Genomic DNA, 10,695 nt, shown 5'->3' with positions numbered 1-10,695 from the left:
CGCCCGGGCGGGAACGGCGCTGGCCACCCTGCTCGTCGGCGCGGTGCCGATGGCGCTGGTGCTGGCGCCGGGCGCGGCGCTGGCCGGCGCGCCCGGCGCCGGAACACCGGTCTGCCAGGTGCGCGACGACCGGCTCCGGGAGATCTCCGGGATGGTCGCCACGGACGACGGGTACGTGGTGGTCAACGACGGCGCCGACGACGAGGCCCGCCGCCGGATCTTCTTCCTCGACCGGCGGTGCGCGGTGGTGCGGACGGTCGCCTACCCTTCCCAGCCGCGCGACACCGAGGACCTGGCCGTCGGCCCGGACGGCACCCTCTGGGTCGCCGACATCGGCGACAACGACCGCACGCGCAAGACGATCGCGCTGTGGCGGCTCGCGCCGGACGCGGACCAGCCGGTGCTGCACCGGATGACGTACCCGGACCGCCCTCACGACGCGGAGGCGCTGCTGATCGACGCGGCCGGGCGCCCGCTGATCGTGACCAAGGGCGGCAGCGGCACGGTCTTCCTGTACGCGCCGACCACCGCGCTGCGACCCGCGGCGGCGACGCCGCTGGCCTCGGTCGGTCAGGTGGTCCTGCCGGCCTCCACGACCAGCAACCCGTACTCCTTCCTCGGCCGCGGCGTGGTCACCGGGGCGGCGAGCGCGCCCGACGGGCGTCGGGTCGTGCTGCGCAGCTACGCGGACGCCTACGAGTACGACGTGCCCGACGGCGACCTGGTCCGCGCGCTGACCGGCGGCGTCCCGCGGGTCACCCCGTTGCCCGACGAACCCCAGGGCGAGTCGATCACCTACAGCCGCGACGGCCGGTCCCTGCTCACCGTCTCCGAGTCCGCCGGACAGCCGCAGGGCACCCCTTCGGCGATCCTGCGGTACCCCGTCCCGACGGGGGCGGCCGCCACCCCACGACCGGACGCGCCCACCACCGCCGGCCCGCTGGCGCCCACCACGGCCCGGCCGGCGGCGGCGGACGTGGGCGTCGGAGGCGACCGGACCTGGCCGTTGGTGGCCGGCGCCGGCACGCTGCTGGCGCTGGTCGGTCTGGGCGGTGTGCTGTGGTGGCGACACACGGCCCGACGGTGACGGCAGCACCCTCGGGGTGCGCCGCCGGCCGCCGGTGCGACCGGCCCGCCCCCGGCTGACGGACCCGAGCACCCGGCGGTCGCGGGTGGGGTCGGTGCGACAGGATGAGTGGATGTCCGTGCTGTCCGCGTTGCGCCACCCGATCGTCGCCGCCCCGATGGCCGGCGGCCCGTCCACGCCGGCGCTCGTGTCGGCCGTCTCCTCCGTCGGCGGGTTGGGATTCCTGGCCGCCGGGATGATCGACACCGGCCGGCTGGCCGCCGACATCGCCGAGGTCCGGGCCCGCACCGACCGGCCGTTCGGTGTGAACGTCTTCCTGCCCGGCTCCGGCGCCGTCGACGAGGCCGCCATCCGGGCGTACGCCGACCGGCTCGCCCCGCACGCCGGCGAGCGCGGGGTGAGCCTGGGCGAGCCGGTGGGCGGCGACGACGGGTACCCGGACAAGCTGGCCATGCTCCTGGCCGACCCGGTCCCGGTGGTGTCCTTCGTGTTCGGGCTGCCGGACCGGGCCGCGGTGGCCGCCCTGCGCGAGCGGGGCACCGAGGTGTGGGCCACGGTCACCCGGCCGGACGCCGCCACGGCCGCCGCCGAACTGGGCGTGGACGCCGTGGTGGTGCAGGGCACCGAGGCCGGTGGACATCGCGGTGGCCTGCCGGATGACGACGACTACGGGCTGCTGCCGATGCTCCGACTGGCCGCCGCCGGCTGTGACCGGCCGCTGGTGGCCGCCGGCGGCGTCGTCGACGGCCCCGGGGTGGCCGCGGTGCTGGCCGCCGGCGCCGCGGCCGCGCAGCTCGGCACGGCGTTCCTGCGCTGCCCGGAGGCGGGCAGTTCCCCGATGCACCGGGCGGCGGTGGCCAGCTCCGCGCCGACCGCGCTGACCCGCGCGTACACCGGCAAGCGGGCCCGCGGTGTGGTCAACGACTTTCTGCGTCGGCACGACGCGGCGGCGCCGGCCGGCTACCCGCAGGTGCTGCACCTGACCCGCCCGCTGCTCGCCGCCGCCCGCCGCGACGGGGACGCCTCGGTGCCGAACCTGTGGGCCGGGCAGGCACATCCCCTGGCCCGGGACCTGCCGGCGGCCGAGCTGGTCGCCGAGGTCAGCGCCGACGCCCGGCACGCGTTGGCGGCGGCGGCCGAGCGGGCGTCCCACTGGGGTTGACCGGATCGCCCGGCCGGTCCGGGCGGGCCGGACGGGGCAGAAGCGAAAGCCGTAGAGTCTCGCCGTGATCGAGATCGGCGCGCAGGTCGACCTGTCCCACCCGCCGGACCGGGTGTGGCTCGCATTGACGGATCGGGAACTGCTCGGCCGGTGGTTCGCCGAGGCCGAAACGGTGGCGGGAGTCCAGGACCGCCTGGTGCTGCACACGGCCGGTCTGCCCGGCTTCGACGCCGACGTCGAGGTCGAGGTGACCGAGCGGCAGGTGTTGGAGCTGCTCGCGCTGCGCTGCGACGAGAGCGGCCGGCTCAGCGAGGTGACCTGTGCCGTCACCGCCACGAAGCAGGGCTGCCGGCTGGCGGTGCGGGAGGTCACGACACACGGCACCTGGTCCGCCGAACAGCACGATCCACGCGAGCAGCAACTCCGGCAGGCGCTGACCGTGCGACTGCCGGCCATTCTCGACTGGCTCGCCTTCCAACAGGTCGACCTGCGGCGCGGCGAAGCCGGGTTGACGGCCGAACTGCCGACGATCGCCGCGCGCGGCCAGGGCGCCGCCCGGGCTCGCCGCCGTCGCCGCACGGTGGGCGCGGTGCTGGCCGGGGCCGTACTGGTCGCGGGCTTGGCGGCATGGGTCACGTTGCCGGACGAGCCGGACAGCGCCGCCGCACCGGCCCCGGTGTCCCCGTCCCCGTCGCTGTCCCCGTCCGCGTCGCCCGTGGCGGCCGCCGCGCCCAGCGGCACACCGAGGGCGACACCCTCGGCGCGCCCCTCGCGGACCGCCGCGTCGCCGACCGCCCGCCCGAGCCGCACCCCGACGGCGAAGCCGTCGCCCACTCTCGCCTCGGTTCCGGCGCCACCGCCGCTGACCGCCAGCTATCGCACCGATTCCAGCCGGCTGTTCGGCTACACCGGCGAGGTGGTGGTCGAGAACCCGGCGGGCGCGCCGGCGGGGGACTGGGTCGTGGTGGTCACCCTCGCCGAGGGCAGCAGCGTCGACGACGTCGACGGCGCCGATCTGCGGCAGGACGGGCGGACGCTCACCTTCACCGGGCCGGCCGTGCCGGCCGGCGGGTCGCAGACGTTCCGCTTCGACGTCCGCGACAGTCGACCGAAGGCCAGGGCGCCGGAGGCCTGCACGGTGGGCGGCAACCCGTGCGGGGGCGTGTGAGCGTGGGCCGCGACGGTGACCGTCGTACCGCGTCCGCCGGTTCTCGTGGCCGGCCGTCGACGGTCCGACCCGAGAGCAGGCGGACGCACGGTCGTCCCTAGGCTGGCGGCATGGCACTGCTGCACCGGGCGACCCTGCGCCCCTCGAAGCTCGACCTGCTGGCGACCTGGCTGCCCGGCCGACCGTGGTACCGGGGGCCGGCCGGCGCCGACGTGGTGAGCCGGGGCGCCTACCGCTTCGACGATCCGGCCGGCGCGGTCGGCATCGAGACGATGCTGGTCGGCGCCGCCGACGGCCCCGTCCACCAGGTCCCGCTCACCTACCGCGCCGCACCCCTGGACGGCGCCGAGGAGTGGCTCGTCGGCACCACCGAGCACTCGGTGCTCGGCCCGCGCTGGGTGTACGACGGCTGCGCGGACCCGGTGTACGCGGCGGCACTGGCCGACGCGATTCTCGCCGGCACCGGTCAGGCGGAGCAGTACTTCGAGGTCGACGGCCGACGCGAGCTGCGTGAGCCGACCGTGACGATCGTCGCCAGCGACGCCGGGGTGCTCCCGGCCGACGCTCGGGAGCCGGTGGTCGACGAGGACGTCACGCTCATCGGCACCGACTCGGTCGAGCTGGTCGTCGTCCGTCGGCCCGGCGCCGGCGCGGTGGCTGCCGCCGGGGCTGTCCTCAGTGGCAGCTGGAACGGCCAGCCGACGACCGTGCCGTTGGCGTACGCCCGACCGCGCTGACGGCACCGCGGCCCGGCCTCTCCCCGGGCGGGCCCGCGGGCCGTTACGGTCGTGGCATGGTCACCGTCGCCGACGTGCGGGCCCTGGCCCGGACGCTGCCACGCAGCAGCGAGCATCTGATCCGGGACCGGGTGAAGTTCCGGGTCGGGTCGATCGTCTACGTCGCGTTCTCCCGCGACGAGGCGACGATGGGCTTCGGGTTCCCCAAGCAGGAGAGGGCCGGGCTGGTGGCCGCCGAGCCGGAGCTGTTCTTCCTGCCCGGCGAGGCCGACCTGCGTTTTCACTGGGTGTGCTGCCACACCTCGCGGCTGGAGCACGCTTACATGACCGAGCTGGTCACCGAGGCGTGGCGGATGGTGGTGCCGAAGTTCCTGGCCCGGCAGCGGCTGGGCAGCTGACGGGCGGCGGGCTACGGCGACGGGGGCCCGATGCCGGGACCCCGTCGCATGTCACCACCGAGCCGGTGGTGGCGGCGGCGATACGGGCGGCCGGTCGTCGCAGGTGATGGTGTTCGGCAGCAGCCACGGGGCGAGCCAGCCGCCGTCGTTGCCGCCGAGGTCGGTCAGCGTGAACTCGGAGCCGGCCGGGGTGAAGTGGAACGACCCGCAGTTGTTGACGCCGACCGCGCCCACGTTGCGGGCGTCCACGTTGGCGAACGAGGCCGACCCGGCCGTGCGGGCGCTGACCACCGAGGTGCCGGTGCCGTCGACGCGGATGTCCCGGAAGCGCACGTTGGTTATCGAGTAGAGGTCCTTCACCGGCCAGTCGCTGACCAGCATGATCGCGTTGTACGTGTTGTCGAGGTACGCGTCGCGGGTCACCTCGATGGCCGCGTCGATGCTCCGGTCCAGGGCGAAGAACCAGATCGCCCCCAGTCCGATGTTCCAGTTCAGCTCGTACGTGCCCGCGCGGGCGGTGGTGTTCCCGGTGATGCGCAGGTGCCCGGCGAACGGCTCCGCGCCGAACCGGGCGCCGACATGCAGGCCGCTGCCCTCGCGAACCGGATCGGCGATCAGGTTGTTCGACACGGTGTTGTCCGTGCCGCCGTAGATCGCGATGCCGTTCGCCAGAGTCGGGGACTGCACGGTGTTGTGGTCGAACGTGTTCCGCGCGTTGGCCGTCTTCTCCGACCACATGGCGAGGCCGTCGTCGCCGGTGTTGCGGACGAAGTTGTGCGCGACGAGCGAGTCGGTCACCCCGGTGTGGAAGTTGAGGGCGTCCGCGATCTGGTCGACGATGATGTTGTTGGTGACGCGCACGTTCCTCATCGGCCCGTCGAACCACAGGCCCACCTTGGTGTGGTGCACGTAGAGCCCGTCGATGGTCGAGTCGCTCATCGCCCCACCGATCGCGTTGACCTGGTCGGTGTCGATGCGTTCGCGGACGTCGCCCTCGATGGCGAAACCGGAGAGGTGGACGTTGCGGCTGCCGCCGTCGGCGGCGTCGCGGCCGTAGAAGCCGACGCCGGTGTGCACCGAGCCGTCCGGGGCCGGCGTCGGCAGGGCGACCTCGCGGCCCTTGATGATGGTGTACCAGTTGCCGGCGCCCTCGATGGTCACGTCGTCGACGATGATGTGCCGGTTGACCTGGTAGGTGCCCGGCGGGATGTACACCTTCAGGTGGGTGCGCCGGGCGAAGGCGATGGCCCGGTCGAGGGCGTCGGCGGAGTCCCGCCGCCCGGTGGGGTCGGCGCCGAAGGCCAGCACGTTCGCGGCGAGGAGCCGGACGTGCGGCGGTGCGACCAGTTCGGAGTCGAGCAGGTCGATGACGGTCCAGGCGGCGGCGCTGCCGGGCGGCGCGGTGAGCCTGACCTTGTCGCCGGCCCGGTAGGTGCGTCCGAGCAGGAGGCGCTGCTCGTCGTAGAAGTGGGTGGGCCGGAACGGCGTGCTGATGGTCGGGTACGGCGTGGTGGCCGACGGGACGCACGAGCACTCGGTGATCCACCAGTCCGGGTGCAACAGCCCGGCCTGAGGGTCGTTGGAGAACGGGTACTGGTTGTAGAGCCACGAGTACTGCGAGGTCAGCGTCATGCTGCGCAGATGTCTGCCGTTGACCGCGACACCCAGCGGGGCGGTGATCCCGCCGCCGCGCGGCGCGTCCGGGATGCTGTACCGCACGGTGATCGCGTTGGCCGCGCTGGGTAGGACGAACTCGACGTGCTCCCCGGGGGTGAGCCGGACCGCCCGGCGGCCGGACGCCTCCGCGGGCAGGGTGTAGGCGGACCGGTCCGGGCCGATGATCTCGCCGTTGGTGCGGGCGTTCTCCGCCTCCTGCTCGACGAAGTCGACGTTCGCGCCACGCCCGGTCACGAGCGCCGGGTCGAGGGCGGCCCGGGTGACCACCGGCTGCGCGCCCCCGCGGGGCGCGGCAGTCGCCGCGGGCGCGCCGGCCAGCAACGTGAGGACGGTGGCGGTCGCGATCGCGCCCGCGGTCAGTGGGTGGGGGCGTCGCCGCGCCGGCGTCCTGCTCCGGGACATGGACTCTCCTCTGTGGTCCGCGGCGCTCCACCGGCGCTCAGCATCGACCGTCATGATGCCAGTGGCGAACGTCACGTTGCAAGAGCAAGATGGAAACATGAAAAGCGACGACCGGTAAGTAGAAAGAAACCGACAAGCTGATGCGACCCACCCGTTCGCTCAGCTCCACCGGACGGGCTGCCGACCGGCGTAGGGTGAACCGCGTGGATCAAGAAGACCGGATCGCCCTGTTCCTCGACTATGAGAACCTCGCGCTGGGGGCTCGCGACAACCGTGGCGGCATGGCCTTCGACTTCCGGCCCATCGCCGACGCGCTGGCCGAGCGCGGGCGCGTGGTGGTGCGCCGGGCGTACGCCGACTGGTCGTACTTCGACGAGGACCGCCGGATGCTCACCCGGTCCCATGTCGAGCTGATCGAGATCCCGCAGCGGATGGGAGCGTCCAGAAAGAACGCGGCCGACATCAAGATGGCCGTGGACGCCATCGAGCTGGCCTTCGAGCGCGACTACATCTCCACCTTCGTCATCTGTAGCGGCGACAGCGACTTCACCCCGCTGGTGCACAAGCTCCGTGAGCTGAACAAGCGGGTCATCGGCGTCGGGGTCGAGGGGTCCACCTCGGCGCTGCTGCCACCGGCGTGCGACGAGTTCCTCTACTACGACCGGCTGGAGGGTGTGGACATCCCGCCGACCCGCGCCCGGCGTGCCCGTCCCGTGCGGCAGCCGGGCCCGGAACTGCGGGCACCCGAGCCGGAGCGCGAGCAGGAGCCGGAGGAGGAACGGCAGCCGGCGGGGGAGGAGCCCGGCCGGGACGTGGACGCCCTCGCCGTGCTGGTGGCCCAGACGGTGGCGGGGTTGCAGGGCAGCGCCAGCGGCGAGGTGACCGCCTCCCGGCTCAAGCGCACCCTGCTGCGCAAGGACCCGACGTTCAGCGAGTCCGACTACGGGTTCCGCACCTTCGGCGAGCTGCTGCGCCACCTCGCCGCGCACAACGTGATCGAGCTGGCCGAGGGCCCCGCCAAGGGCGACCCCGAGGTCTCGCTGCCCGAGCACGGCGATCGGGAGGTGGCCTTCGGCCTGCTCCGCGGCGTCGTGGCGGAGCTGGGCAGCGGCGGCAACCCGGTGGCGCTGTCCGGGCTGAAGAACCAGCTGCGCCGGGCCCGGCCGGACTTCAGCGAGAAGAAGCTGGGCTACCGCAGCTTCCTCCAGTTCTGCAAGGCCGCCGCCACCGGCGGTGCGGTCGACCTGCGCTGGAGCCCCGAAGCCGACGATTACCTGCTCACCGCGCAGGGGTGATCCCCCGCACACCCGCGCCCGCACACCCGCGCCCGTCCCCCGCGCCCCGTCCGCTGCGTTGATCAAGAGGTTTACGTCATCAGGGGCGCGATTCCTGACGCGAAGCTCTTGATCAACAGGGGCGGGGGTGTCGGCATTCTAAGCCGTCGCTCAGGGGGAGAGATTGCGCCGCCGTTGTGGTTTCGAACGGTTAACGCTGGGCCCGATTTGCGTCTGAATTGCGGTTCTTGCCCCGGTATAGCCTCACCTGCGCCGTACCCCCGACGCAGAAATTGCTATACGGTCGGCGAATGAAGGTCGAGGAACACTGGTGGAACGGAGACACGACTCCGCGCGGGCGCCGGGACGTGTACATCCGTACTGATGGGCAGGGTTGGGAGGTCCGCGCCCAGATCGGTGGGGCGTCGGGTCGTGAGCGGGTGCAGCAGTGCCCCAGCCGGGCCTCGGCGGCCATCCTGGCCGACGCCTGGCGCGGCACCCACCCTTCCTGGCGCGAGCTGAAGCAGCGCTGATCCGGCACCGGGCCGGGCCGGCAACGCTCCTGGGCTCCAGCCCGGCGCGACAACCGGCCGGCCCGGCGCACGGCTCTCACCCGCAGACAGCGCCAAGGTCTCTCCTGCCAAACGGCGTTCGGCCCGTAGATCACCGCTTCTGAAGCATCACTGAGGCGACGTCTGCCACGAGTGCCAACGCCCAATCAAGCTGCGGGCAGTCGGTCTGACCTCTGCACTCGACGCACCCACCCGCGCGCCACGGCGTATCGAACGCCCGAGACCAATGCGCTTCCAGTACCCGTTCGGCCGTGAACAGCGCAGTCGCGCGGGACACGGGCTCGTCGATCGGCATAACTGATTCCCTTCACGAGGCGCGCTCGGTCCCGCCGAGAGGGCAGCGCCTGTCCGCCGTGCTCCTCTGGGCGGGGTTGTGGCTCGGTCCACCGCTTGCCGAACGTAGGAACCAACCACTCCCACTGATCTTAGAGACCTTTAGTACCTAAGGCAATGATGGTCTTGAAGGGGTGTGGTCAGCGTGATCCGATGGAAGGTGCCGAACGAAGGAACCTTCACATGCCCATACCTACTGGCGGATACCGCGAGGTGGCTGACGACCTCGCCGCTCGCATCAAGAGCGGCGAGTACGCCCCCGGCGAACGTCTGCCCACGTACAACGAACTCGCCGACCTCTACAAGGTCAGCGTGACCACGGTCCAGAGAGCGATCATCGTTCTCCAGACGCGTGGATTGGTGGTGGGTCTCCAGGGGCGTGGCCTGTGGGTCGCCGAGGAACTGGGATCTCCCTGATCAGTTGACGAGGAGTAGCAGCTCTCTGCCGGCCGGTGTGAACTGCTCACCATCAAGTGATCAGGCCGCTCTGCGCGATCCCGTGTTCCCCGCGTCAGGCCGGGTATCCCCGAAGTGGCCGATTCGTGCCCGATGGAGGTCGCCCATGTCGCAGGGTCCCGACGAGGAGAACCCGAGGATCGAGCAGGAGACGCGGGAGGCTGAGCATCGGCTGGCCCCGCTGACCGACCGGTCCGAGGACGCGCTGACCGACGATGAAGCCCGGGCGTCGGACGAAGCCCCCACCGAGCAGGACGCCGGTTAGGGCCGGCCCGAGTCGGGCCGGCCCAGCACGCGGCAGGGGTCAGGCGGCGGGGCCCGTCGGAACCGGCAGCACCATGCCCTCGACAGCCGACCGGTGCGCCAGCTCGATCAACGCGACGGTGGCGACCGAGTCCCGTGGATCCACGGGCATCGGCGTGCCGTCCCGCAGCGCCGCCGCCACCTGCTGGTAGAAGCTCTGGTACGAGCCGGGCGCGGTGGGCACCGACCGCAGGTCACCGTCGACGCCGAGCAGGCCGTACCGCTCCGGCGGGACCTCGCCCCAGCCCGGCTGGTCCGGTCGGCCGCCGTCGTGCAGCGCCGCTTCCTGCACGTCCAGCCCGTACGTCGTGTAGCCGGCCCGGTCGCCGAGCACCCGCAGGCGGGGCCCGAGCTGAGCGGTCACCGCGCCCATCCAGAGGTGCGAGTGGACCCCGTTGGCGTGGGTCAACGCCACGAACGCGTCGTCGTCGACCGCGGCGCCCTCGCGGCGGCGGTCGACCTCGGCGTAGACGCGGTCGACCGGGCCGAAGAGCTGCACCGCCTGGTCGATGAGGTGGGCGCCGAGGTCGAAGAGGGCGCCGCCGGCCTCCTCGGGGCCGGCGAGCTCCCGCCAGCCCGGCTTGATCGTCGGACGGAAGCGCTCGAACCGGGACTCGAAGCGCAGCACCCGCCCCAACTCGCCCTGCTCGACGAGGCGGCGAGCGGTCAGGAAGTCGCCGTCCCACCGGCGGTTCTGGAACACCGTCAGCGGCACCCCCCGGCGGTCGGCCTCCTCGACCAGCGCGCCACTCTCGGCGGCGGTGGGGGCCAGTGGCTTGTCGACGACGACCGGCAGGCCGGCGGCCACCGCCGCCAGGGCCATCGGCACGTGCAGGCGGTTCGGCGTCGCCACCACGACCAGGTCCAACGCGTCGGGCGTACGCCACAGCTCGTCGGCGTCGTCGACCAGGCGGGCGTCCGGGTGGTGCTGCCGAGCCTGCTCGCGCCGCTGCGGATCGCGGGTCATGATGGCGTCCAGCCGCAGCCCGGGCGTGGCGGCGATCAGCGGTGCGTGGAACACCCGGCCCGCCAGCCCGTACCCCAGCAGACCGACCCGCAGCGCCTCCGCCATGCCGTACTCCCGTCTCCCGGTCCGCGCCCTGGTGACGGCGGTCCCGGTGATCGA

Annotated in this window: 11 protein-coding genes; 9 read left to right on the top strand and 2 right to left on the bottom strand. The window is 72.9% G+C overall.

Annotation, left to right across the window (positions count from 1 at the left end):
* The 5 genes from EAD98_RS13365 to EAD98_RS13345 form a co-directional block, all read left to right on the top strand.
* On the top strand, window positions 1-1,087 hold a 1,087-nt coding region (locus EAD98_RS13365), incomplete at its 5' end, for a hypothetical protein (RefSeq protein WP_233583811.1).
* A gap of 112 nt (window positions 1,088-1,199) precedes the next feature.
* On the top strand, window positions 1,200-2,249 hold the full coding sequence (locus EAD98_RS13360; protein ID WP_121654371.1) for a nitronate monooxygenase family protein: 1,050 nt from the start codon (window positions 1,200-1,202) through the stop codon (window positions 2,247-2,249).
* Window positions 2,250-2,313: 64 nt separating this feature from the next.
* Window positions 2,314-3,417, top strand: a complete 1,104-nt coding sequence (locus EAD98_RS13355; RefSeq protein ID WP_121654363.1) for a cellulose binding domain-containing protein — start codon at window positions 2,314-2,316, stop codon at window positions 3,415-3,417.
* A 110-nt stretch (window positions 3,418-3,527) separates the two neighbouring features.
* Complete coding sequence (locus EAD98_RS13350) at window positions 3,528-4,154, top strand: hypothetical protein (protein WP_121654362.1); 627 nt, start codon at window positions 3,528-3,530, stop codon at window positions 4,152-4,154.
* 56 nt (window positions 4,155-4,210) lie between these two features.
* Window positions 4,211-4,552 (top strand): MmcQ/YjbR family DNA-binding protein, encoded by a 342-nt coding sequence (locus EAD98_RS13345; protein WP_121654361.1) that lies wholly within the window; start codon window positions 4,211-4,213, stop codon window positions 4,550-4,552.
* Window positions 4,553-4,603: 51 nt separating this feature from the next.
* Here the strand turns inward: EAD98_RS13345 and EAD98_RS13340 are convergent, their stop codons facing one another.
* Window positions 4,604-6,631, bottom strand: a complete 2,028-nt coding sequence (locus EAD98_RS13340; RefSeq protein ID WP_121654360.1) for a glycosyl hydrolase family 28-related protein — start codon at window positions 6,629-6,631, stop codon at window positions 4,604-4,606.
* A gap of 203 nt (window positions 6,632-6,834) precedes the next feature.
* Here EAD98_RS13340 and EAD98_RS13335 point away from each other — a divergent pair, with 203 nt between their 5' ends.
* The 4 genes from EAD98_RS13335 to EAD98_RS30940 all read left to right on the top strand — a co-directional run bounded on the left by EAD98_RS13335 (window position 6,835) and on the right by EAD98_RS30940 (window position 9,531).
* On the top strand, window positions 6,835-7,926 hold the full coding sequence (locus tag EAD98_RS13335) for an NYN domain-containing protein (protein ID WP_121654370.1): 1,092 nt from the start codon (window positions 6,835-6,837) through the stop codon (window positions 7,924-7,926).
* Between the two features lie 290 nt (window positions 7,927-8,216).
* Window positions 8,217-8,438: a hypothetical protein gene (locus EAD98_RS13330; protein WP_030335934.1), complete on the top strand. Its 222-nt coding sequence runs from the start codon at window positions 8,217-8,219 to the stop codon at window positions 8,436-8,438.
* Between the two features lie 555 nt (window positions 8,439-8,993).
* A complete protein-coding gene (locus EAD98_RS13325) occupies window positions 8,994-9,227 on the top strand; it encodes a winged helix-turn-helix domain-containing protein (protein WP_121654359.1) in 234 nt (77 codons plus the stop codon).
* Window positions 9,228-9,372: 145 nt separating this feature from the next.
* Window positions 9,373-9,531, top strand: coding sequence for a hypothetical protein (locus EAD98_RS30940; protein ID WP_158609793.1), 159 nt, complete (start codon window positions 9,373-9,375; stop codon window positions 9,529-9,531).
* Between the two features lie 39 nt (window positions 9,532-9,570).
* On the opposite strand, the gene EAD98_RS13320 is transcribed toward EAD98_RS30940, so the two are convergent.
* Window positions 9,571-10,641, bottom strand: coding sequence for a Gfo/Idh/MocA family oxidoreductase (locus EAD98_RS13320; RefSeq protein WP_121654358.1), 1,071 nt, complete (start codon window positions 10,639-10,641; stop codon window positions 9,571-9,573).
* Window positions 10,642-10,695: the final 54 nt, after the last annotated feature.

The sequence above is a fragment of the Micromonospora sp. CV4 genome, assembly GCF_003667455.1.
GTDB lineage: Bacteria > Actinomycetota > Actinomycetes > Mycobacteriales > Micromonosporaceae > Micromonospora.
The sequence above is the reverse complement of the archived record's forward strand: the minus strand, read 5'-3'. Positions and strand labels throughout refer to the sequence as shown.